Source organism: Methylocella silvestris (genome assembly GCF_002891535.1).
In the GTDB taxonomy this organism is placed as follows: Bacteria; Pseudomonadota; Alphaproteobacteria; order Rhizobiales; family Beijerinckiaceae; genus Methylocapsa; species Methylocapsa silvestris_A.
In genome coordinates this window covers 1-19,662 of the sequence record NZ_PDZR01000019.1, presented here as the reverse complement: position 1 = coordinate 19,662, position 19,662 = coordinate 1, and the positions used below count along the sequence as shown (strand labels likewise).

Annotated in this window: 30 protein-coding genes and 1 tRNA gene; 27 read left to right on the top strand and 4 right to left on the bottom strand. The window is 61.1% G+C overall.

The features are described 5' to 3' along the window. The first annotated feature begins 4 nt into the window (after positions 1–4). The 20 genes from CR492_RS14995 (at position 5) to CR492_RS14900 (ending at position 10,331) form a co-directional block, all read left to right on the top strand. On the top strand, positions 5–301 hold the full coding sequence (locus CR492_RS14995) for a 50S ribosomal protein L23 (RefSeq protein ID WP_102844598.1): 297 nt from the start codon (positions 5–7) through the stop codon (positions 299–301). Between the two features lie 26 nt (positions 302–327). Next, positions 328–1,167, top strand: a complete 840-nt coding sequence (gene rplB / locus CR492_RS14990) for a 50S ribosomal protein L2 (RefSeq protein WP_102844544.1) — start codon at positions 328–330, stop codon at positions 1,165–1,167. Positions 1,168–1,169: 2 nt separating this feature from the next. Further along, positions 1,170–1,448 carry a 30S ribosomal protein S19 gene (gene rpsS / locus CR492_RS14985; protein WP_012589618.1) on the top strand — a complete coding sequence of 93 codons (279 nt, stop codon included), beginning with the start codon at positions 1,170–1,172 and terminating at the stop codon, positions 1,446–1,448. A 2-nt stretch (positions 1,449–1,450) separates the two neighbouring features. Further along, positions 1,451–1,837 (top strand): 50S ribosomal protein L22, encoded by a 387-nt coding sequence (rplV, locus tag CR492_RS14980; protein ID WP_102844543.1) that lies wholly within the window; start codon positions 1,451–1,453, stop codon positions 1,835–1,837. Positions 1,838–1,846: 9 nt separating this feature from the next. After that, the gene (rpsC, locus tag CR492_RS14975; RefSeq protein ID WP_012589616.1) at positions 1,847–2,566 is read left to right on the top strand and encodes a 30S ribosomal protein S3; all 720 of its coding nucleotides are present in this window, start codon (positions 1,847–1,849) and stop codon (positions 2,564–2,566) included. 29 nt (positions 2,567–2,595) lie between these two features. Then, complete coding sequence (gene rplP / locus CR492_RS14970) at positions 2,596–3,009, top strand: 50S ribosomal protein L16 (protein ID WP_012589615.1); 414 nt, start codon at positions 2,596–2,598, stop codon at positions 3,007–3,009. 11 nt (positions 3,010–3,020) lie between these two features. Further along, positions 3,021–3,233, top strand: a complete 213-nt coding sequence (gene rpmC, locus CR492_RS14965) for a 50S ribosomal protein L29 (protein ID WP_012589614.1) — start codon at positions 3,021–3,023, stop codon at positions 3,231–3,233. A 48-nt stretch (positions 3,234–3,281) separates the two neighbouring features. Then, positions 3,282–3,527, top strand: coding sequence for a 30S ribosomal protein S17 (gene rpsQ / locus CR492_RS14960; RefSeq protein ID WP_102844542.1), 246 nt, complete (start codon positions 3,282–3,284; stop codon positions 3,525–3,527). A 99-nt stretch (positions 3,528–3,626) separates the two neighbouring features. Then, positions 3,627–3,995: a 50S ribosomal protein L14 gene (gene rplN / locus CR492_RS14955; RefSeq protein ID WP_012589612.1), complete on the top strand. Its 369-nt coding sequence runs from the start codon at positions 3,627–3,629 to the stop codon at positions 3,993–3,995. Beyond that, the gene (gene rplX / locus CR492_RS14950) at positions 3,995–4,312 is read left to right on the top strand and encodes a 50S ribosomal protein L24 (protein WP_012589611.1); all 318 of its coding nucleotides are present in this window, start codon (positions 3,995–3,997) and stop codon (positions 4,310–4,312) included. Before rplN ends, rplX begins: the two co-directional genes overlap by 1 nt. Further along, the gene (gene rplE / locus CR492_RS14945) at positions 4,305–5,033 is read left to right on the top strand and encodes a 50S ribosomal protein L5 (protein WP_102844541.1); all 729 of its coding nucleotides are present in this window, start codon (positions 4,305–4,307) and stop codon (positions 5,031–5,033) included. The genes rplX and rplE overlap by 8 nt, the downstream gene beginning before the upstream one ends. Positions 5,034–5,074: 41 nt before the next feature. Next, entirely contained in the window at positions 5,075–5,380 is a 306-nt protein-coding gene (gene rpsN, locus CR492_RS14940) for a 30S ribosomal protein S14 (RefSeq protein WP_102844540.1), read from the top strand. A gap of 10 nt (positions 5,381–5,390) precedes the next feature. After that, positions 5,391–5,789 carry a 30S ribosomal protein S8 gene (gene rpsH, locus CR492_RS14935; protein ID WP_012589608.1) on the top strand — a complete coding sequence of 133 codons (399 nt, stop codon included), beginning with the start codon at positions 5,391–5,393 and terminating at the stop codon, positions 5,787–5,789. 26 nt (positions 5,790–5,815) lie between these two features. Continuing rightward, complete coding sequence (gene rplF, locus CR492_RS14930) at positions 5,816–6,349, top strand: 50S ribosomal protein L6 (RefSeq protein ID WP_102844539.1); 534 nt, start codon at positions 5,816–5,818, stop codon at positions 6,347–6,349. Between the two features lie 23 nt (positions 6,350–6,372). Further along, on the top strand, positions 6,373–6,735 hold the full coding sequence (gene rplR / locus CR492_RS14925; protein WP_012589606.1) for a 50S ribosomal protein L18: 363 nt from the start codon (positions 6,373–6,375) through the stop codon (positions 6,733–6,735). An 80-nt stretch (positions 6,736–6,815) separates the two neighbouring features. Beyond that, positions 6,816–7,385 carry a 30S ribosomal protein S5 gene (rpsE, locus tag CR492_RS14920; RefSeq protein WP_102844538.1) on the top strand — a complete coding sequence of 190 codons (570 nt, stop codon included), beginning with the start codon at positions 6,816–6,818 and terminating at the stop codon, positions 7,383–7,385. Between the two features lie 10 nt (positions 7,386–7,395). Further along, positions 7,396–7,593 (top strand): 50S ribosomal protein L30, encoded by a 198-nt coding sequence (gene rpmD / locus CR492_RS14915; RefSeq protein WP_102844597.1) that lies wholly within the window; start codon positions 7,396–7,398, stop codon positions 7,591–7,593. 25 nt (positions 7,594–7,618) lie between these two features. After that, complete coding sequence (rplO, locus tag CR492_RS14910; RefSeq protein WP_102844537.1) at positions 7,619–8,113, top strand: 50S ribosomal protein L15; 495 nt, start codon at positions 7,619–7,621, stop codon at positions 8,111–8,113. A 311-nt stretch (positions 8,114–8,424) separates the two neighbouring features. Beyond that, positions 8,425–9,753 carry a preprotein translocase subunit SecY gene (secY, locus tag CR492_RS14905; RefSeq protein ID WP_102844536.1) on the top strand — a complete coding sequence of 443 codons (1,329 nt, stop codon included), beginning with the start codon at positions 8,425–8,427 and terminating at the stop codon, positions 9,751–9,753. Continuing rightward, the gene (locus tag CR492_RS14900) at positions 9,750–10,331 is read left to right on the top strand and encodes an adenylate kinase (RefSeq protein ID WP_102844535.1); all 582 of its coding nucleotides are present in this window, start codon (positions 9,750–9,752) and stop codon (positions 10,329–10,331) included. Before secY ends, CR492_RS14900 begins: the two co-directional genes overlap by 4 nt. Before the next feature lie 69 nt (positions 10,332–10,400). On the opposite strand, the gene CR492_RS14895 is transcribed toward CR492_RS14900, so the two are convergent. Continuing rightward, the gene (locus CR492_RS14895; RefSeq protein WP_102844534.1) at positions 10,401–10,850 is read right to left on the bottom strand and encodes an RrF2 family transcriptional regulator; all 450 of its coding nucleotides are present in this window, start codon (positions 10,848–10,850) and stop codon (positions 10,401–10,403) included. Between the two features lie 492 nt (positions 10,851–11,342). Here CR492_RS14895 and CR492_RS14890 point away from each other — a divergent pair, with 492 nt between their 5' ends. The 3 genes from CR492_RS14890 to CR492_RS14885 are packed head-to-tail and all read left to right on the top strand — an operon-like array spanning position 11,343 to position 13,767. Continuing rightward, positions 11,343–11,762: an SxtJ family membrane protein gene (locus CR492_RS14890; protein WP_102844533.1), complete on the top strand. Its 420-nt coding sequence runs from the start codon at positions 11,343–11,345 to the stop codon at positions 11,760–11,762. Between the two features lie 9 nt (positions 11,763–11,771). Beyond that, the gene (locus tag CR492_RS20845; protein ID WP_012589598.1) at positions 11,772–11,921 is read left to right on the top strand and encodes a DUF5989 family protein; all 150 of its coding nucleotides are present in this window, start codon (positions 11,772–11,774) and stop codon (positions 11,919–11,921) included. Positions 11,922–11,925: 4 nt separating this feature from the next. Next, complete coding sequence (locus tag CR492_RS14885; RefSeq protein ID WP_102844532.1) at positions 11,926–13,767, top strand: carbamoyltransferase family protein; 1,842 nt, start codon at positions 11,926–11,928, stop codon at positions 13,765–13,767. A gap of 57 nt (positions 13,768–13,824) precedes the next feature. Here CR492_RS14885 and CR492_RS14880 read toward each other — a convergent pair whose 3' ends face one another. Together CR492_RS14880 and CR492_RS14875 are read right to left on the bottom strand one after the other, a co-directional pair. Beyond that, on the bottom strand, positions 13,825–15,003 hold the full coding sequence (locus tag CR492_RS14880; RefSeq protein WP_245412097.1) for an SGNH/GDSL hydrolase family protein: 1,179 nt from the start codon (positions 15,001–15,003) through the stop codon (positions 13,825–13,827). A 331-nt stretch (positions 15,004–15,334) separates the two neighbouring features. Then, complete coding sequence (locus tag CR492_RS14875) at positions 15,335–16,510, bottom strand: SGNH/GDSL hydrolase family protein (RefSeq protein ID WP_102844595.1); 1,176 nt, start codon at positions 16,508–16,510, stop codon at positions 15,335–15,337. Positions 16,511–16,674: 164 nt separating this feature from the next. Between CR492_RS14875 and CR492_RS14870 the strand changes: the two genes are divergently transcribed. From CR492_RS14870 to CR492_RS14860, 3 genes are all read left to right on the top strand, one after another. After that, on the top strand, positions 16,675–17,433 hold the full coding sequence (locus CR492_RS14870; protein ID WP_102844531.1) for an SIR2 family NAD-dependent protein deacylase: 759 nt from the start codon (positions 16,675–16,677) through the stop codon (positions 17,431–17,433). Between the two features lie 143 nt (positions 17,434–17,576). Further along, positions 17,577–18,146 carry a cold-shock protein gene (locus CR492_RS14865; RefSeq protein WP_102844530.1) on the top strand — a complete coding sequence of 190 codons (570 nt, stop codon included), beginning with the start codon at positions 17,577–17,579 and terminating at the stop codon, positions 18,144–18,146. Positions 18,147–18,346: 200 nt separating this feature from the next. Further along, positions 18,347–18,778 (top strand): DUF192 domain-containing protein, encoded by a 432-nt coding sequence (locus CR492_RS14860; protein ID WP_245412096.1) that lies wholly within the window; start codon positions 18,347–18,349, stop codon positions 18,776–18,778. A 6-nt stretch (positions 18,779–18,784) separates the two neighbouring features. Here CR492_RS14860 and CR492_RS14855 read toward each other — a convergent pair whose 3' ends face one another. Beyond that, entirely contained in the window at positions 18,785–19,300 is a 516-nt protein-coding gene (locus tag CR492_RS14855; protein ID WP_102844528.1) for a molybdopterin-dependent oxidoreductase, read from the bottom strand. 234 nt (positions 19,301–19,534) lie between these two features. On the opposite strand from CR492_RS14855, the gene CR492_RS14850 reads away from it, so the two are divergent. After that, positions 19,535–19,611: transfer RNA gene (locus tag CR492_RS14850), tRNA-Pro, on the top strand. Positions 19,612–19,662: the final 51 nt, after the last annotated feature.

The window sequence follows — 19,662 nt, the reverse complement described above, 5'->3', positions numbered from 1 at the left end:
GAAACTGGCGCTCGACGCGCATCATTACGACGTGATTATCGCGCCGGTCATCACCGAAAAGGCGACGCTCGCAGCCGAGTCCAACCAGGTCGTCTTCAAGGTGCGCCGCACTGCGACGAAGCCGGAGATCAAGGCCGCGGTCGAACGCCTCTTCGAGGTCAAGGTCACCGGCGTCAATACGCTGATCCGCAAGGGCAAGCGTAAAGTGTTCAAGGGAACGCGCGGCGTTCAGTCGGATGTGAAGAAGGCGGTCGTGACCCTCGCCGAAGGTCACAAGATCGACGTCACGACCGGCCTTTAGAGTTCAGGACTTAAGGATAGACGCCTATGGCGCTGAAGACGTTCAACCCAGTCACGCCGAGCCTTCGCCAGCTCGTGATCGTCGACCGTAGCGACCTTTACAAGGGCAAGCCGCTCAAGCAGCTGACCGAAGGCAAGTCGTCGTCAGGCGGGCGCAACAATAATGGCCGCATCACCGTGCGTTTTCGCGGCGGCGGCCACAAGCAGACCTATCGCATCATCGATTTCAAACGCCGCAAGCTCGATGTTGCGGCGAAGGTGGAGCGGATCGAATATGATCCCAATCGCACCTCCTTCATCGCGCTGATCCGTTATGAGGATGGCGAGCAGTCCTACATCATCGCACCGCAGCGGCTGTCCGTTGGCGACGAGGTGGTGTCGTCGCAACAGGCCGACGTCAAGCCGGGCAATGCGATGCCGCTCGCCAGCATGCCGGTCGGCACGATCGTGCATAACATCGAGATGAAGATCGGCAAGGGCGGCGCCATGGTACGCTCGGCCGGAACCTTCGCTCAGGTGGTCGGCCGCGATCAGGGCTATGTCATCATTCGCCTCAACTCCGGTGAACAGCGCCTGATTCACGGGCAATGCTTCGCGACGGTCGGCGCGGTGTCGAACCCCGACCACATGAACGCCTCGATCGGCAAGGCCGGACGCAGCCGCTGGCTTGGCCGGCGTCCGCATAACCGCGGCGTCACCATGAACCCGGTCGATCATCCGCACGGCGGCGGCGAAGGCCGCACCTCGGGCGGACGTCATCCGGTGACCCCCTGGGGCAAGCCGACCAAGGGCAAGAAGACGCGCTCGAACAAGTCCACCACGAAATTCATCGTGACCTCGCGTCACAAAAGCAAGAAGAAGGGCTGACCATGGCTCGCTCGATCTGGAAGGGCCCGTTCGTCGACGGCTATCTGCTGAAGAAGGCGGATGCCTCGCGCGCCACTGGCCGCTCCGAAGTCATCAAGATCTGGAGCCGCCGCTCCACCATCCTGCCGCAGTTCGTCGGACTGACGTTCGGCGTCTACAACGGCCACAAGCATGTCCCGGTCAATGTGACCGAAGAGATGATTGGCCATAAGTTCGGCGAATTTTCTCCGACGCGGACCTTTCACGGTCATTCGGCGGACAAGAAAGCCAGGAGAGGCTAATCATGTCCAAAGAGAAGACCCCGCGCGCGCTCAAGGATAACGAGGCGAAGGCTGTCGCGCGGATGCTGCGCATCAGCCCGCAAAAGCTCAATCTGCTTGCGCAGCTCATTCGCGGCAAGAAGGTCGAGCGCGCTCTCGCCGAGCTCGAATTCTCGCGCAAGCGGGCGGCCTTCGACGTCCGCAAGACGCTGGAGTCGGCCATCGCCAACGCGGAAAACAATCACAGTCTCGAAGTCGACGATCTCGTCGTCGCCGAGGCTTTCGTCGGCAAGGCGCTGGTGATGAAGCGCTTCAGCCCGCGGGCGCGCGGCCGGTCTGGCAAGATCCAGAAGCCTTTTTCGCATTTGACGATCGTACTGCGCGAAGTCGTCGTAGCGGCGCAGGCCTGAGGAGAGAAGATGGGACAGAAAGTCAACCCGATCGGCCTTCGGCTCGGCATCAACCGCACCTGGGATTCGCGCTGGTTCGCCGGCAAGAACGAATACGGCAAGCTGTTGCACGAGGACATGGCGATCCGTGCGGCCTTGATGAAGACCTTGAAGCAGGCGGCTGTCTCCAAGATCATCATTGAGCGTCCGCACAAGAAGTGCCGCGTGACGATCCATTCGGCCCGTCCCGGCGTCGTGATCGGCAAGAAGGGCGCGGACATCGACAAGATCCGCAAGCTCGTCGCCAAGATGACGGACAGCGAAGTCCTCATCAACATCGTCGAGGTGCGCAAGCCCGAGATCGACGCGACGCTTGTCGCGGATTCGATCGCACAGCAGCTCGAGCGCCGCGTCGCTTTTAGGCGCGCCATGAAGCGCGCGGTTCAATCGGCCATGCGGCTTGGCGCGGAAGGCATCCGCATCAACTGCTCCGGCCGTCTCGGCGGCGCCGAGATCGCGCGTCTTGAGTGGTATCGCGAGGGCCGCGTGCCGCTGCATACGCTCCGCGCTGACGTCGATTACGGCACCGCGACGGCGCATACGGCCTATGGCGCCTGCGGGATCAAGGTCTGGATTTTCAAGGGTGAAATCCTTGAGCATGATCCGATGGCCCAGGACAAGAAAATGGCCGAGCAGGATCACGGCGGCGGCGGCGGCGATCGACGCAGGCGCGACCGCGACGCGGCTTGAGCTGCGCGAACATCTGAGAGTTTTTGACTATGCTGCAACCCAAGCGCACCAAATTCCGCAAGGCCTTCAAGGGCCGCATTCACGGCGCGGCCAAAGGCGGATTCGAATTGAGCTTCGGTCAGTTCGGACTGAAGGCGCTCGAGCCCGAGCGGATTACCGCGCGGCAGATCGAGGCGGCCCGCCGCGCCATGACGCGCCATATGAAGCGCGCCGGCCGTGTCTGGATCCGCATCTTCCCGGACGTGCCGGTGTCGAAGAAGCCGACCGAAGTGCGTATGGGTAAGGGCAAGGGCGCCCCGGAACTTTGGGCCGTCCGCGTCGCCCCGGGGCGCATCATGTTCGAGCTCGACGGCGTGCCGGTCGATCTCGCCCGTGAGGCGCTGCAGTTAGCCTCGGCGAAGCTGCCGATCAAGACGCGCTTCATTCAGCGCATTCAGGAATAGGAGGAGCGGCGATGAAGGGAACCCAGCGTTTGGCCGACCTCAAGGTCATGACCGGCGATCAGATCGAGCAGGAGATTTTGAACCTCAAGAAGGAGCAGTTCAATCTCCGCTTCCGGCGCGCCACAGGTCAGCTCGAGAATACCGCGCGCGTGCGCGTCGTGCGGCGCGATATCGCCCGTCTGAAGACGATCGCGGCGCAGCAGCGCGGCGCGGCCGCAAAATAGGCTTCCTTCCGGCTCTCGCCGGTCCGAAAAGAATAGGTTTGAAAGACTATGCCGAAGCGAATTCTCCAGGGCGTCGTCGTGAGCGACAAGCAGGAAAAGACCATCGTCGTGAAGGTCGAGCGCAGGTTCACGCATCCGCTTCTGAAGAAGACGGTGCGGCGCTCGAAGAACTATCACGCGCATGACGAGACGAAGGCCTTCAAGGTCGGCGATACGGTGTCGATCGAAGAGACGAAGCCGATGTCGAAGCTGAAGCGCTGGATCGTGCTGCCGGCGGCGCAAGCCCAGGGCTGAAGATTGCAGGAATGCTAAAGGGGGTTCGCCTCCTTCAGACGTAGTCCGGAGCGCAACGGGCGCCGCCGGAAACCGGTCTGACTAGAAAGGTATGAAACGATGATCCAGATGCAGACAAATCTCGACGTCGCGGATAATTCCGGCGCGCGCCGCGTGATGTGCATCAAGGTGCTCGGCGGCTCCAAGCGCAAATATGCCGGAGTTGGCGATATTATTGTCGTCTCCGTCAAGGAGGCGATTCCGCGCGGCCGCGTCAAGAAGGGCGATGTGATGAAGGCCGTGGTGGTTCGCACCGCCAAGGACATCAAGCGCGCCGACGGTTCGGTGATCCGCTTCGATTCCAACGCGGCGGTGCTGATCAATAACCAGGCCGAGCCGATCGGCACGCGCATCTTTGGACCAGTGCCGCGCGAACTCCGCGCGCGCAACCAGATGAAGATCATCTCGCTCGCGCCGGAGGTGCTGTGATGGCGGCGAAGATCAAGAAGGGCGACAAGGTCGTCGTACTGGTCGGACGCGACAAGGGCCGGTCGGGCGAAGTGCTGCAGGTCATTCCGAAGGAAGACCGCGCCCTCGTTCGCGGCGTCAATCTTGTCAAGCGCCACCAGCGGCAGACTGCGCAGCAGGAAGCCGGCATCGTCTCCAAGGAGGCGGCTATTCAATTGTCGAACCTCGCGGTCGCTGATCCGAAGGACGGCAAGCCGACGCGCGTCGGTTTCAAGGTTCTCGAAGACGGCCGCAAGGTTCGCTTCGCGAAGCGTTCCGGAGACGTGATAGATGGCTGATTCCAAAGCAGGGAAGGGCGGCAAGGGAGCCGCTTCCAAGGGCGGCAAGGACGCCAAGACGCCGGCCAAGGGCGCGAAGTCGGCCGTCAAGGCGACCGCCAAGGCTGAAGGCGGCGGCGGGCGCGAGCGCGCGGCGGGTCCGACGGCCTCGGCGTCCGATCTCGCCCTGCCGGCCGATTACGCGCCGCGTCTCAAGAAGCACTATGAAGAGGTCGTGCGGTCGCAGCTGATCGAGCAGTTTGGCTATAAGAACCCGCTCGAAGTGCCGACGATCGAGAAGATCGTCCTCAACATGGGCGTCGGCGAGGCGGTCAACGACACCAAGAAGGTGACGCTGGCCGCAGCTGATCTCGGACTGATCGCGGGTCAGAAGCCGGTGATCACGCACGCCCGCAAGGCGATCGCGACCTTCAAGGTGCGGGAGAACATGCCGATCGGCGCCAAGGTCACCTTGCGCAAGACAAGGATGTACGAGTTTCTCGATCGTCTCGTGACGATCGCGCTGCCGCGCATTCGCGACTTCCGCGGGCTGAACCCGAAAAGCTTCGATGGACGCGGCAATTACGCCATGGGCATCAAGGAGCACATTATCTTCCCCGAGATCAACTATGATCAGGTGGAGAACGTCGTCGGGATGGACATCATCGTGTGCACCACGGCGAAGACCGACGAAGAGGCGCGCGCTCTGTTGCGCGCATTCAACTTCCCGTTCCGGCAGTGAAACGGATACGTTTCAGACGCGGCGACCAGGGGTAGAGGTTTATGGCGAAGAAAAGCTCGATTGAGAAGAACAAGCACAGGCAGAAGCTGGTGAAGCAATATGCCGCGCGGCGCGCCCGGTTCAAGGCGATCGCCGACGACAAGAGCCTCAATGTTGAGGAGCGTTTCGAGGCGCGCCTCAAGCTTGCCGAACTGCCGCGCAATTCGTCGGCCGTCCGCGTGCGCAATCGTTGCGAGGTCAGCGGCCGTCCGCGCGCTTTCACGCGCAAGATGAAGATGTCGCGCATCGCGTTACGGGAGCTGGGGTCGCAGGGCCTCATTCCCGGCCTCGTCAAGTCGAGCTGGTAGGAGCGGGATCATGGCTGTCAACGATCCATTGGGCGATATGCTCACCCGTATCCGTAACGCGCAGATGCGCCGCAAGGGCAAGGTGCAGACGCCGGGCTCGCGGCTGCGCGCCCATGTTCTCGACGTGCTGCAGTCGGAAGGCTATATTCGCGGCTATTCGACGACCGAATATGGCAATGGCCGCACCGAGTTCGAAGTCGAGCTCAAATATTTCGACGGTCTGCCGGTGATCCGCGAGATTCAGCGCGTTTCGAAACCGGGCCGGCGCGTCTATGCCGCCGTCGACGCCATGCCGCGTGTGGCGAACGGCCTTGGCATCACGATCGTCTCGACGCCGAAGGGCGTCATGGCGGATCACGCTGCGCGCGAAGCCAATGTTGGCGGCGAAGTTCTCTGCAGGGTCTTCTGACCGAAAGAAACGAGGAAGTTTCAATTATGTCTCGTATCGGAAAGAAGCCGGTCGCGATTCCCTCCGGGGTGACGGCCAACATCAATGGGCAGCTGATCTCGGTGAAGGGCGGCAAGGGGCAGCTCTCTTTCGCTGCACCGGAAGACGTCACCGTCGTTCTCGGCGACGGCGGCATTGAGGTGTCGCCGCGCAATGAGACGAAGCGCGCGCGCGCCATGTGGGGCATGACGCGCTCCATGGTGAATAATCTCGTCGTCGGCGTGTCAAAGGGCTTCGAGCGCAAGCTCGAGATCACCGGCGTCGGCTACAAGGCCGCGGTGTCCGGCAAGAATCTCCAGCTCTCGCTGGGCTTCAGCCATGACGTCAGTTTTCCCATTCCGGACGGCATTTCGATCGTCGCGGCGAAGCCGACCGAGGTCGCGATCTCAGGGATCGACAAGCGTCAGGTGGGACAGATCGCATCTGAAATCCGCGCGCTGCGCCCGCCCGAACCCTATAAGGGCAAGGGCGTCAAATACGCTGGCGAATTCATCTTCCGCAAGGAAGGCAAGAAGAAGTAATTTGAAGGATAGAGGAGCCAGCTATGGCGCAGGACAATAAGGCGACAGACCGTCGGCGGGCGCGCGTTAGGCGCACCTTGCGCGCGCGCGCCTATGGCAAGCCAAGGCTTTCGGTGTTCCGCTCGTCGAAGCAGATCTATTGCCAGATCATCGATGACGAGGCCGGCCTGACTCTGGCCGCCGCCTCATCGCTCGAAAAGAGCGCTCGCGAAAGCCTGAAAACGGGCGCGGATGTCGAAGCGGCGCGGGCGATCGGCAAGCTGATCGCCGAGCGGGCGACCGCCGCCGGCGTCACCGACGTCGTATTCGATCGTGGGTCGTATCTTTACCATGGCCGCGTCAAGGCGCTGGCCGAAGGCGCCCGCGAAGGCGGCCTCAATTTCTAAAGCCGGAGCGCCAGCGGGCGAGCCAGTCTCCGCCGCCGGCGAGGCGCAACGGACAACCGACGTGAAGATGGAACAAACAGATGGCGCGTGAGGGTGAAGGCGGCCGCGGCCGCGACCGCGAGGAGCGCGACAGCGAATTCATGGACCGCCTGGTCCATATCAATCGCGTCGCCAAAGTGGTGAAGGGCGGCCGCAGGTTCGGTTTCGCCGCGCTCGTCGTCGTCGGCGACCAGAAGGGCCGCGTCGGCTTCGGCCATGGCAAGGCTCGCGAGGTGCCGGAAGCGATCCGCAAGGCGACCGAGTCGGCCAAGCGTTCGCTGATCCGCGTGCCGCTGCGCGAGGGACGCACCCTGCATCATGACGTCAATGGACGCCATGGCGCGGGACGCGTTGTTTTGCGCGCCGCCCCGGCCGGCACCGGCATCATCGCCGGCGGTCCGATGCGCGCGATTTTCGAGACGCTCGGCATGCATGACGTCGTCGCCAAGTCGCAGGGGTCGTCGAACCCTTACAACATGGTGCGGGCGACGTTCGACGCGCTTGGCCGACAGGATTCGCCGCGCGCCGTCGCTGCGCGGCGTAACCTTAAAGTGTCCGTTCTGCAGGGTCGCCGTCCGGGCGGCGAGGCAGAAGCCGTGAGCGAAGCTTAAGGAACCTATGATGACCGCCAAAACCTTGCCCAAGGTGATCGTCGAGCAGATCCGGAGCCCGATCGGGCGTCCGTCTGACCAGCGTGCGACTCTTAAGGGGCTGAAGCTCAACAAGATCCGCCGCCGTGCCGCGCTTGAAGATACGCCCGCCGTACGCGGCATGATCGCCAAGGTCGCGCATCTCGTGCGCGTCGTCGAAAACGACTGAAGCCGCGGCCATCGAGGATATAGCTATGAAACTCAATGAAATTCAGGACAATCCCGGCTCGTCGAAGTCGCGCATGCGCGTCGGCCGCGGCATTGGCTCGGGCAAGGGCAAGACCTGTGGCCGCGGCGTCAAAGGTCAGAAGGCGCGCACCGGCGTCGCTATCAAGGGCTTTGAGGGCGGCCAGATGCCGCTGCACCGGCGTTTGCCGAAGCGCGGCTTCTACAATCCCTTCGGGCTTGACTATAATGAGATCAATCTCGGGCGCCTCCAGGAGGCGGTTGACGCCGGCCGGATTGACGCTGCTGTGGTCGTCACCAATGAGTCGCTGATCGCCTCCGGCCTCATCTCGAAGCCGCGGGACGGCGTCAAGATTCTTGGCGTCGGCGAACTCAAGGCGAAGCTGTCCTTCCAGGTCGCCGCAGCGTCGAAAAGCGCCGTCGCCGCCATTGAGGCGTCAGGCGGCTCGATTGAACTCCTGAAGCGGACACCCGAGGCGCCGACAGCGTCTGCCGAGGCGTAATTCGCCGCGAGACGCGAAGACTCGCGCGCCTGCGCCGCCGTCATTCATCCAGGACGGCGAACCGTAGGGGAGGGCTTTTGATCGTCTCCGGCCTGACCTATAAGGGGTTCGGCGCGCCCGTTCCATGCGGAGTGCGTCGGACCTGAAGCTGGCGAACGATCGCTTGCAACCCTACATTGGCGGGCGCGGTCACCCTCCTTCGCGCGTCAGGCACGCGCCGCGCGGCGGACGCCATTGGCGGGCGCTTCTGCCGCCAGCTGATGCGGAGGTCCAAAGACGGCATTCCGGCGTAAGGCGCCCGAGGAGACGAGATGGTATCGGCTGCGGAACAGCTTGCGGCAAACGTCAATTGGAGCGCCTTCGGTAAGGCCGAAGAGCTCAAGAAGCGCATTTGGTTCACACTCGGCGCGCTGATCGTGTTTCGGCTGGGCACGTATATTCCGCTTCCCGGCATCGACCCAGCCGCGTTCGAGGCGAATTTCACCAATCACAAGCAGGGCGTTCTCGAACTCTTCAACATGTTCGCGGGCGGCGCCGTGCAGCGCATGGCGATCTTTGCGCTCAATATCATGCCCTATATCTCGGCCTCGATTATCATCCAGCTGCTGACGTCGGTCATTCCGACGCTTGAGGCGCTGAAGAAAGAGGGCGAATCCGGCCGAAAGGTCATCAATCAATACACCCGTTATCTGACGGTCGTTCTGGCGGCGTTCCAGGCCTATGGCATCGCTGTCGGGCTTGAGAGCCAGCAGGGCGTTGTCACCGATCCCGGCTGGTTCTTTCGCCTGTCGACGGTTCTGACGCTGCTTGGCGGCACGATGTTCCTGATGTGGCTTGGCGAGCAGATCACATCACGCGGCATCGGCAACGGCTCCTCGCTGATCATTTTCGCCGGCATCGTCGCAGCCTTCCCCTCGGCGATCATCAATACGCTGGAGCTCGGGCGACAGGGCGCGATTTCGACTGGCCTGATCATCGGCGTTCTCGTGATGTCTGTCGGCGTGATCGCCTTTATCGTGTTCATGGAGCGGGCGCAGAGGCGGCTCCTGATCACCTATCCAAAGCGGCAGCAGGGCAACAAGGTTTATGAAGGTCAGACCTCCTTCCTGCCGCTGAAGCTGAATACGGCTGGCGTCATTCCGCCGATCTTCGCCTCTTCATTGCTGCTGCTGCCGACGACGATCGCCAATTTCTCGCAGAATCAGAGCGGAGTCGTCGCCCTGTTCTCAAGCTATCTCGCCCATGGCCGCCCGCTCTACATGGTCGCCTATGTCGGCCTGATCGTCTTCTTCGCGTTCTTTTACACGGCGATCGTCTTCAATCCGGTGGAGACGGCCGACAATCTGAAGAAGCACGGCGGCTTCATTCCCGGGATAAGGCCCGGCGAGCGCACCGCGCAATATATTGACACCATATTGATGCGGATCACCGTGATCGGCGCCGCCTATCTCGCCGTGATTTGTCTATTGCCCGAAATGCTTATTTCCTACGCCGCGCTTCCGTTCTACTTTGGCGGCACATCGCTTCTTATTGTTGTGAGCGTCACCATGGACACGGTGGCGCAGGTGCTCGGGCACCTCCAGGCGCACCAATATGAAGGGCTCGTCAAAAAAGCAAAATTGCGGGGGAGACGAAAATGAGGCTAGTTTTTCTGGGTCCGCCTGGGGCCGGAAAGGGGACGCAATCGACGCGCCTCCAGCAGAAGTTCAACATCCCGCAATTATCGACCGGAGACATGCTGCGCGCCGCCGTGAAGGCGGGCACTCCGGTCGGCCTGAAGGCCAAGGCGATCATGGACGCCGGCGGTCTTGTTCCCGATGAAGTCGTCGTCGGCATCATCGCCGATCGTATCGACGAGCCGGACGCCAAGGAGGGGTTCATCCTCGATGGCTTTCCACGGACGGTGAAACAGGCTGAAGCGCTCGCCGATATCCTCATCAAGAAGAATATGAAGCTTGACGCGGTGATCGAGCTCAAAGTCGATGACAAGCCGCTTCTCGCCCGCATCGAGAACCGGGCGCAGGAATGCCTCGCCAGAGGCGAAACGATTCGAGCTGACGACAATCCCGAAGCCTTCAAGAAACGGCTTGAATCCTACCATGCGCAAACGGCGCCGGTATCGGCTTTCTATGCGGGCAAGGGCGCGCTCAAGGCCGTGGATGGCATGGCCCCAATCGACGACGTCTCCGCTGCCATCGAAAAGGCGCTCGCTTCCTGAGCGATTTTAGGCTGGCTTTCCAAGCGCTGATCGACAAAAGCGTCGATCAGCCGCCGCAAAAAACCTCAATCAAATGTAATACATGAGGCGCGCGTCGTCGCTTTGGGTCAGCGCGCGCATTTCGGCCAGAGTGCGGTTGTCGAGCACCTCCGCTATCGCATTGCGCGCCTCGAGCATGATCAGTCGAACGCCGCACCGCTTCTCGTCCGTGCAATCGTCGCATCGCCGGTACGACGTGGCGCTGGCGCATTGGATCGGCGCCAAAGGGCCATCGAGCACGCGAACGATGTGGCCGACCTTGATCTGATGCGCCGGACGGGCCAGCGTATAGCCGCCACCTTTGCCTTTCTTCGAATTGACGAAGCCGGCGTTGCGCAATTCGCCGAGGATCGTGTCGAGAAACTTCTTCGGGATTTGATTCGCCGTCGCAATGTCCGTTACCAAGGTCGCTTCGCCGGGAAGATAGCCGGCAAGATGGACCATGGCCTTCAAACCATATTTGCCTTTTTTGGTGAGCATCAAATCCCCATGCGCGCGTTTTTGGACAGGATCGCGCTCGCGTCACGTTTTTTGAGCACATCTGATTCTGAACACGCCCGATCAAGAATCATGAAAATCATCGATTCCAAGAATTTAGCGCATAATTCCAGCTTGGAGACACTGCAACTTTTCAGCCTCATGCGCCACGCACATAGGCGCCCTTTCGTCAAATGTCCACTATTTTTGTAGGCTTTAGCACACAATTGCTGCGGCCTCGCTTGAATCGAGCAGAATTATTCGATCGGCGTCAGCTTGGGCCGATAGCCGGGGAAATGGCCTCGCCGCTTTGGACTTGTTTTGACGGCGGGGAAATGACAAAAGACTCGCGATTCGATAGGCTCGAACTTACGCCATAGTCCATTTCCATATAGGGCGCGCCGTTGTGTTGTCGGCAGGCGCGAAGCGGCTGGCTGCAGTCAGGGGGCGTATCAGGACCTCCCGACAACTTTCCCGAGGACGAAGCACAAGCCCATGCAGACCCATGAAAATGTCGCCAGCTTCCGAAAGGTCGTGCTGGGGTCCAATCGGAAATTCGGAATGACCTTCGCGGCGATCTTCGCGGTCTTCTCCTTTTTGCCTCTCATTCATGGCCACTCGCCGCGCTGGATACTGCTGATCGTTGCCGTCCTGTTCGCAGCGGTCGCGATGGTCGCGCCAGAGCGGCTCGATCCGCTTAATCGCGCTTGGTTCAAGCTCGGTCTGCTTTTGAATCGCATCGTGAACCCGCTTGTAATGGGTTTGATGTTTTTCGGCGCGGTGACGCCGCTTGGCTGGATCATGCGCAAACGGGGCGCTGACCTGCTCAGCCTCGAACTCAAACCCGACGCCGCCACCTATTGGATCGACCGCGAACCCGGCTCCGGTCAGGGCGGCATGACCAAGCAATTCTGAGGAGCAGCCATGTCGATCATTGCAGAACTTTTCGAATTTCTCGGAGCCAGAAAGAAGTTCTGGCTGCTGCCGCTGCTGGCTCTCTTTTTGATCTTCGGCGGGTTGTTCGTGCTGAGCCAGGGCTCTGCCGTCGCTCCCTTCATCTACACGTTGTTCTGACGCGATGCTCGTTCTCGGCGTTTCGGCCTTCTACCACGACAGCGCGGCCGCACTGATTCGCGACGGCGAGATTCTCGCCGCCGCGCAGGAGGAGCGCTTCACCCGCAAGAAGCACGATCCGGATTTTCCGGCCAACGCAATTCGCTATTGCCTTAGCGAAGCGAAAGCGTCGGCTGGTGCTGTCGATCGCATCGTCTTTTATGAAAAGCCTTTCCTGAAATTCGAGCGGCTTGTTGAAACCTATCTGGCTTTTGCGCCGAACGGCTTCGCCTCGTTCCGCAAAGCGATGCCGCTGTGGATTGGCGAAAAGCTGTTTCAGCGCGATCTTCTGATTCGCGCCCTGAAGGAGATCGACCCCGCCCTCGGCGACAAGGCGAAGCTTCGGTTCAGCGAACATCATTTTTCGCATGCGGCCTCGGCCTATTTTCCGTCGCCGTTCCGCGACGCGACTGTGCTGACGATGGACGGCGTCGGCGAATGGGCGACGACTTCGGCGGCGGTCGGCGAAGGCGAATCCTTGAAAATCACCAAGGAAATCCACTTTCCCCATTCGCTCGGCCTGCTTTACTCCGCCTTCACCTATTATACCGGCTTCAAGGTCAACTCCGGCGAATACAAGGTCATGGGGCTTGCGCCCTATGGCGAGCCGCGGTTCGCCAAGGAGATTTTCGAGCATCTCGTCGACGTCAAGGATGACGGCTCGTTCCGGCTGAACCAGGATTACTTCGGCTATTCGACCGGCCTCACCATGACCAACGGCCGGTTCGACGACCTCTTCGGGGGGCCGGCGCGCAGCGCCGCCGATCCGCTCGATCAGCGCCATATGGATCTCGCCGCCTCGGTGCAGGCGGCGACCGAGGAAATCGTACTGCGGTTGACGCGCGCGCTCGCTGCGGAGGCCGGGGCTTCGCGCAATCTCTGCCTTGCCGGCGGCGTCGCGCTGAATTGCGTCGCCAATGGGAAGATTTTGCGCGACGGTCGTTTCGATAATATTTTTGTGCAACCTGCGGCCGGCGACGCCGGCGGCGCGCTCGGCGCCGCGCTCGCCGTGTATTTCGATGAAAAGCCGGCTGGCGCACAAAAGAGCGTGAAAAAGCCGGACGCCATGCAGGGCGCCTATCTCGGCCCGAGCTATGAGCAGGCCGACATCGAAGCGCGGCTGACCGCGGCAGGAGCGGTGTTTTCCGTTGTCGACGATGACCATCTCATCGAGAAGACCGCCGCCGCGCTTGCCGCCGGACAGGCGGTCGGCTGGCATCAGGGACGGATGGAGTTCGGGCCGCGCGCTCTGGGCAATCGCTCGATCCTTGGCGATCCGCGTTCGCCGACGATGCAGAAGGCGCTCAATCTCAAGGTTAAATATCGCGAGAGTTTCCGGCCCTTCGCGCCGTCCGTACTGCGCGAGGACGTGGCGGACTGGTTCGAACTCGACGTCGATTCGCCCTATATGCTGCTCGTCGCTCCGGTGAAGTCAGAACGCTGCCGCAAGATGTCGGATGCGGAGGAGGCGCTGTTTGGCATCGACAAGTTGAATATACAGCGGTCCGACATTCCGGCGGTCACGCATGTCGACTATTCCGCCCGCGTCCAGACGGTGCATGAAGAAACCAATCCGCGCTATCACGCGCTGATCAGCCGCTTCAAGGCGTTAACCGGCTGTCCTGTGCTGATCAATACGAGTTTCAATGTCCGCGGCGAGCCGATCGTCAATACGCCGGAAGACGCGTTCCGTTGCTTCATGGGCAGCGAGATCGAGTTTCTGGCGGTCGGCAATTGCATCCTCGCCAAGGACCAACAGAACCCTGCGTTGAAACTCGATTACAAGAACGCCTTCGAACTTGACTGACAGAGAGCCGCTTTCACGAGTCATGAACTCGCGAAAGCGCTTCCCGTCGCAAGGCGCTCAATTCGCTTTCGGCACCAGAACGCCCGGCAGATTTTGCTCGATATAGGCCTTTAGCGCCTCCATCCGCAGGCGATGGGCGAGGGCGGTTGGGTGTCCGTCGCCTTTGATAATCAAAGGCTGCCCTTCGGCCAGCTCCTTCTCGAGCGAAGCGTCGATAACCATGGCGCCGCCCTGCTTCAAGCGTTCGATGATCGTCGCATCGGTGAAGCCGGTCTGGGCGAGATATCCATGCCCGTTCAGATAGGGGACGATCGTCGGCGCGTGATATTTCGTCTTGGCGAGATCGACCGCCGCGAGAATGATCGCGATATAGCCCTCGACATCCTTTGCTGTGATGGTGCTACGGTAAGGCTGTAGCGCAAAGCGGTAGAGCGCGCTGCTTTCCATGAACTGTCGCAACTTCAGCGCGTCCCCTTCATAGCATTGCCCCTTGTCGACAAGCTTCCCGCTTTCGATCTCGTAGCGCGGCCCGTCGATGACCCACGACGCCTTGCAGGACGTCCGCTCGGCGTGCCAGGGCGACGTCAGGAAGACGAAAACGCCGGGATCGGGACCGATGACCTGATCGAACAGCCCAGCCTGCATCTCGCGCAGGAAATGCTGCGGGCCATAGCCGGTAAACCCGAGATTGAGCACACGCTGTTTGCGCTGGATGAGATCGGCGAATTGCTGCGGCATGGTGTCGGCGTCATTGACGCCGAGGCCGAAAGTGAAGGAATCGCCGACGAAGACGATGGTCGGATTGGCGTCTCCCGATTGAGTTTTACGCAGGAGATTGGCGTCGATCGTGTAATCGGCGCTGTAGATGACGGCCCCGGTCTTTGGGTCGATGCGTTCTGAATGATACACGCCGAGGCGCTGCGGCGCCCATCCAAGGATTGGCCTGCGGCCGTTCCAGCCATCGGTCGTGATCACGATTTGCTTGGGTTCAAGGAAGGTGGCGGCCGCTTCCATCACGCTTAACCCCAACGCCACTGAAGCCAGCACGATTGCGCAATTGCGTGCAAAGCCGCGCAGCAGGGAGGCGACGATCGCAAACAGCGGAAACAGAAGCGAGTAGCTGACCAGGCGGAACAGCGCCGGCGAATGGCTCGCCTCTACATGCAGGATCAGCGCAATCAGCGCAGGAACCGCGGCAAGGCGCAGGGCGATAGAGATGAAGCGCGGCGTCAGCAAGCCGAAACGCAGTCTATGCGCCCAATTGGACGAGGGATCGATCTTGTTCAGGGTGAAACACTCCTGTTGGCCCTGAGGCGATGCGCGTTCCGGTCTTGAGGATCAAGGCGGCGCCGGAGCGCCACGGTCCAAGACGGAACATGCGCAGGCCGAAGGTCCTCGCCGCTTAACGGTGTTCCGTCAAGGGCGCTCGAGATTGCTTGAATCCGCCGGGCGGCGTTTTTCTACCGCTGGCGAATGATTTTTGGCCCAACGAACCTGCTCTAGTCCCAAAGGGCTGTGCCTGTTCGTTCGCGCCGGGCGACAGGCAGACGAGCCGCAAAGCGCAGCTCTAATCCACATTTGACAGAAGAACGCCGGCCATATTTTTCTCGAGATAGGCCTTGATCATCTCGGCGCGGCGGACATTGGCGAAGGGCGTCGGATGGCCGTCGCCCTTGATCGTAATCACTTGCCCCGCGGCCGCCTCGGCCTTGAGCGAGGCGTCAAGGACAATCGCCCCGGCGGCGGTAAGACGCGCCATGATCGCCTCATTGGTAAAGCCCGAAGCCGCCAGATAGTCGGACGGAACGCGCAAATAGGGAATCAGGGTGGCGACTCCGTATTTTTGCTTCGCCATAATGACGGCTGCCTCGAGAATCCGGACATAGAGCTCGACATCGTCACGGCTGACCATGTGGCGATATGGCTCGGTCAGAGTGCGATAGGCGACGGAATTCTGCAGCCATTCACGAAGCCAAAGCTTGCCGCCTTCGTCACATTGGCCGGTGAAGACGACATGACCGTTTTCGACCTTGTACAAGGGCGCATGCGCCGTCCAATAAGCCTTGCAGGCGGTTCGCTCAGCGTGCCACGGGGCGGTCAGGAAAATGAACAGTTTTGGATCCGGACCGATAAGCTCATCGAAGCGAGAGGTCTCCATCTCGCGCAGGAACTGCTGCGGTCCATAGCCGGTAAAGCCAAGGTTCAGGACGCGTTGCTTCTGATTCAGCGAATTAGCGAACACCTGGGGCAGCGTTTCATTGTCCTGAATGCCGTCGCCAAACGTATAGGAATCGCCGAAGAACACGATGGCCGGCCCATTTGTGGCAGAGTCCGTTTTACGCAAGAGATTGGAATCGATCGTATAATCGGCTTTGTAGATCAGCGCGTTGGTTTTCGGGGCGCGCATCTCGGCATGATAGACTCCCGGCTTGTCGGGGCCCCAGCCCATAGTCGGCTGACGCACCGACCAGCCCCGCGTGATGTCTAGACCGCCGCCTTGCTGCATGGCGATCGCCACGCCCTCCGCGAGGGTCAGGCCGACGCCAAGGGCGGTCAGGGCGATCGCGACATCCCGCCCGCGCCCTTTCAGGGCGAACGCCAGATTTGCCAGCAGCAGGCTGGCGCCAAGAAAGGTCCACACGCGGAACTGCGTCACGGGATGCTTGATTTCCAGCCAGATGATGAGCCCGATTAGCCCGGTTGCTATCGCGAGCTGAGGAAGGAGAGACGTTTTCCGCGTCATCGACACCGAACTTGCCAGAATGAAATAATCGAAAGGAGCCGTCGATAGATGTTCGACGATGAAGTGTCTAGGCTGCGGCTGACAGCCGCGTGGTCACGTTTTATTTCAAAACGCGGCAGCGTTCCCGCGTTGACTGCAAAGGCGGGGCAGGGAGGAGGCGAGGGTTGCTGGTAACGGACCTTCAGACGGCGCAGGCCGCGCTCGGAGATTTGATCGAGGCCGCCGGCCATATCGCGGCGTTCACGGGCGCCGGCATCTCGACGGAATGCGGGGTGCCTGATTTTCGCTCCAAAGATTCGCCCTGGCGGCGCCTGAGGCCGATCGAGTTCGACCTCTTTCTGTCGGACGTCCTGATGCGCGAGGAAGCCTGGCGGAGAAAATTCGCGCTCGACGATCTTTATGCCCATGCCGCGCCCGGCCGCGGCCATTACGCCCTCGCCGGTCTCGTCGCCAGCGGCAAGGCCGGCAGCATCATCACGCAGAACATCGACAATCTTCACCAGGCTTCGGGCGTGCCTGCCGAGCGCATTATCGAATTGCATGGCAATGGCTCTTACGCGAGTTGTCTGTCCTGCGGTGCGCGTTACGAACTGCTCCCGATTCGGCGCGCTTTCGAGGCGAGCGGCGCCGCGCCCGTTTGCGCCGCATGCGGCGGCGTCGTCAAATCGGCGACGATCTCCTTCGGTCAGCAAATGCCCAAGGAGGCGCTGGCGCGGGCTTACAAGGCGAGCGTCGCCTGCGACCTGTTTCTCGCCATTGGCTCGTCGCTTGTGGTCTATCCCGCCGCCGCCTTCCCGCTGCTCGCTCGCGAACGCGATGCGCGGCTCGTCATCATCAATGGCGAGGAGACGCCGCTCGACGCCGAAGCCGACCTCGTCCTGCGGGGCGACATCGGTGACATTTTTCAGCCCTTCGCCGCATAGGGCGCGGCAGGTCCGCGGTCCGTCCACACATTCCTGCGGGAGGCGGCTGTCGCTTTGCCCAAGCGATGATATCCTTTGCGCCCGATCGCCGCGTCGGAACCGATTCTTAAAGCCCTAAGGCGGCATTCCGAAACAGGTGCTTCTTGGACGAAAAGCCGCTTGTTCGCCGCGAGGCCGTGATCGAAAGCGGCCCGTTAAAGCCAGAAAGCCTCGTCGAGATCAGCGGCGAGATCAAATGGTTCGACGTCATCAAGGGCTATGGCTTCATCACGCCCGACGGCGGCGGACCCGATGTGCTCTTGCACGTCACGATTTTGCGGCGCGACGGCTATGAGGCTGCCCACGAGGGAGCGCGAATCGTTTGCGAAGCCACGCAGCGGGCGAAAGGGCTTCAAGTCCTGAAAATCAATTCGATGGACGCGCCGCCGACGCGCCCTTGCGAAGGTCGGCCGCGAACCCATGTCCATGTCGCTCCGAGCAGCGGCTTCGAGATCGTCGTCGTGAAATGGTTCAACCGCATGAAGGGATTTGGCTTTCTGACGCGGGGCGATGGCACCGAGGATATTTTCATCCATATCGAGACCTTGCGGCACTATGGCATCGGCGAATTGCGCCCGGGCGAAAGCCTGCTGGTTCGTTTCGGCGACGGGCCGAAAGGTCTGATGGCGGCGGAAGTGCGCACGCTCAACGCCGCCGCGCCTTTGACGCATTAGATCGCGATGATATTGAAGCGCTCCAGATGATGACCGTGATCCGCTTCTGGGGTTTAGAGCGCAAGGTGGCGCTCTAGGCTGAAAGGTTTGAGCGCGACGCGATCTGCTGCCCGAGTTTGCCGATGCGGTTTTTCAGGATTTCCTCACGGCGCGCGCCAGCGCGCTTGGCGACCGCGTCATTTCTGCTGGCTGTGATTTTTATGTTGGGGCAGCCGTTTGCCGCGCTGCGCGCTGTCGCTGATAGCGCGGGCGCAAAGCTCGAACCGCTCGAGATTGTCACGCCGACCGGGCCGCACGCCTTCCTCGTTGAGGTGATGCGCACCGAGGTCGGGCGCGAGCGCGGGCTGATGTATCGCCGCTCGATGCCTCAGGACCGCGGCATGCTGTTCGACTTTGGCGTCGAGCAGCCGATCCAGATGTGGATGAAAAACACCTATCTGCCGCTCGACATGATTTTTATTTCGCGGAGCGGCAAGGTCGTCGGCGTCGCGGAGAACGCCGAACCCCTTTCCGAGACGATCATTCCCTCCAGGGCTCCGGCCTATGGCGTGCTCGAACTGAATGCCGGCGCCGCGGCCCGCATCGGGCTGAAAATCGGCGATAGCGTCCGGCATTCGATGTTCTCGCGATAAACGAGATCAGCGTCCACTGTCGCGGACGGTGATCCTGGCGATGTTCGAAACGAAGCGGCCGCCTGCCTTGTCTCCTGGCGCGACGAGCTTTGCAATGCCGCCGTCTCCAAGCGGCGCGCCATCCTGGGAATAGGCCAAAATGATCTGATTACCGCCGAAGTATGGATTGATTTCTCCGGCGCTGAAAACGGACACATAGCCGTCGCTGCCGTACACCGTCACAGTTTTACGTAAAATGTCATTCTTGACGGCGGAGTCGACGACGATTCCTGCTTTTTGCAGCACGTCCCAAAGCAAGGCTCCGGTGAAGGAATGGGTCGTCACGGCTCCCCCGGCGAAATAAGTGACGTCTGCGCTTGCGGCGGGAAAGGTCTTCAGCTTGGCCAAGTTCACAACGAGGCGCTGCGTCACCTCTCCACCGATAACGAAGGACGCGGCCGACGACGCGGTCTGCGCCCTGACCGCGACAGGCGAAACGAGCAGCCCTCCGACGAGCGCCAATGCGGTAAAAATCGATTTCATTCGGAAGTCCCCTCAGATCACTGCACAGGCGCACTGTTTCTCGCCTGTTAGCCGTATATTAAAATATATAACTGTGGGTCAATCCGTTGTTTGGCGCAGGTTGACGCTCGACCAAAACCGTCGCCGCGGCGAGGAGGTTGGCAAGCTTTATTGGGGCGGCGCCGCTTGAGGATGATCTTGTTCGGATCGCCGCTGCATGATAGCGAAAGCTCTCTCGCGGCGGCACGTTCAAATCGGGGTATAGCGCAGTCTGGTAGCGCGGAAGTTTTGGGAACTTCAGGTCGCAGGTTCGAATCCTGCTGCCCCGACCAGCGAACGTGAGCATTTGCGCAAAGCCCGTGGACTGTATCTTATACACATCT

Excerpts from the sequence above, each read along its gene's own strand:
- rplB (WP_102844544.1), top strand. The coding sequence starts at position 328 with ATGGCGCTGAAGACGTTCAACCCAGTCACGCCGAGCCTTCGCCAGCTC.
- rpsS (WP_012589618.1), top strand. The coding sequence starts at position 1,170 with ATGGCTCGCTCGATCTGGAAGGGCCCGTTCGTCGACGGCTATCTGCTG.
- rplV (WP_102844543.1), top strand. The coding sequence starts at position 1,451 with ATGTCCAAAGAGAAGACCCCGCGCGCGCTCAAGGATAACGAGGCGAAG.
- rpsC (WP_012589616.1), top strand. The coding sequence starts at position 1,847 with ATGGGACAGAAAGTCAACCCGATCGGCCTTCGGCTCGGCATCAACCGC.
- rplP (WP_012589615.1), top strand. The coding sequence starts at position 2,596 with ATGCTGCAACCCAAGCGCACCAAATTCCGCAAGGCCTTCAAGGGCCGC.
- rpmC (WP_012589614.1), top strand. The coding sequence starts at position 3,021 with ATGAAGGGAACCCAGCGTTTGGCCGACCTCAAGGTCATGACCGGCGAT.
- rpsQ (WP_102844542.1), top strand. The coding sequence starts at position 3,282 with ATGCCGAAGCGAATTCTCCAGGGCGTCGTCGTGAGCGACAAGCAGGAA.
- rplN (WP_012589612.1), top strand. The coding sequence starts at position 3,627 with ATGATCCAGATGCAGACAAATCTCGACGTCGCGGATAATTCCGGCGCG.
- rplX (WP_012589611.1), top strand. The coding sequence starts at position 3,995 with ATGGCGGCGAAGATCAAGAAGGGCGACAAGGTCGTCGTACTGGTCGGA.
- rplE (WP_102844541.1), top strand. The coding sequence starts at position 4,305 with ATGGCTGATTCCAAAGCAGGGAAGGGCGGCAAGGGAGCCGCTTCCAAG.
- rpsN (WP_102844540.1), top strand. The coding sequence starts at position 5,075 with ATGGCGAAGAAAAGCTCGATTGAGAAGAACAAGCACAGGCAGAAGCTG.
- rpsH (WP_012589608.1), top strand. The coding sequence starts at position 5,391 with ATGGCTGTCAACGATCCATTGGGCGATATGCTCACCCGTATCCGTAAC.
- rplF (WP_102844539.1), top strand. The coding sequence starts at position 5,816 with ATGTCTCGTATCGGAAAGAAGCCGGTCGCGATTCCCTCCGGGGTGACG.
- rplR (WP_012589606.1), top strand. The coding sequence starts at position 6,373 with ATGGCGCAGGACAATAAGGCGACAGACCGTCGGCGGGCGCGCGTTAGG.
- rpsE (WP_102844538.1), top strand. The coding sequence starts at position 6,816 with ATGGCGCGTGAGGGTGAAGGCGGCCGCGGCCGCGACCGCGAGGAGCGC.
- rpmD (WP_102844597.1), top strand. The coding sequence starts at position 7,396 with ATGACCGCCAAAACCTTGCCCAAGGTGATCGTCGAGCAGATCCGGAGC.
- rplO (WP_102844537.1), top strand. The coding sequence starts at position 7,619 with ATGAAACTCAATGAAATTCAGGACAATCCCGGCTCGTCGAAGTCGCGC.
- secY (WP_102844536.1), top strand. The coding sequence starts at position 8,425 with ATGGTATCGGCTGCGGAACAGCTTGCGGCAAACGTCAATTGGAGCGCC.
- CR492_RS14900 (WP_102844535.1), top strand. The coding sequence starts at position 9,750 with ATGAGGCTAGTTTTTCTGGGTCCGCCTGGGGCCGGAAAGGGGACGCAA.
- CR492_RS14895 (WP_102844534.1), bottom strand. The coding sequence starts at position 10,850 with ATGCTCACCAAAAAAGGCAAATATGGTTTGAAGGCCATGGTCCATCTT.
- CR492_RS14890 (WP_102844533.1), top strand. The coding sequence starts at position 11,343 with ATGCAGACCCATGAAAATGTCGCCAGCTTCCGAAAGGTCGTGCTGGGG.
- CR492_RS20845 (WP_012589598.1), top strand. The coding sequence starts at position 11,772 with ATGTCGATCATTGCAGAACTTTTCGAATTTCTCGGAGCCAGAAAGAAG.
- CR492_RS14885 (WP_102844532.1), top strand. The coding sequence starts at position 11,926 with ATGCTCGTTCTCGGCGTTTCGGCCTTCTACCACGACAGCGCGGCCGCA.
- CR492_RS14875 (WP_102844595.1), bottom strand. The coding sequence starts at position 16,510 with ATGACGCGGAAAACGTCTCTCCTTCCTCAGCTCGCGATAGCAACCGGG.
- CR492_RS14860 (WP_245412096.1), top strand. The coding sequence starts at position 18,347 with ATGTTGGGGCAGCCGTTTGCCGCGCTGCGCGCTGTCGCTGATAGCGCG.
- CR492_RS14855 (WP_102844528.1), bottom strand. The coding sequence starts at position 19,300 with ATGAAATCGATTTTTACCGCATTGGCGCTCGTCGGAGGGCTGCTCGTT.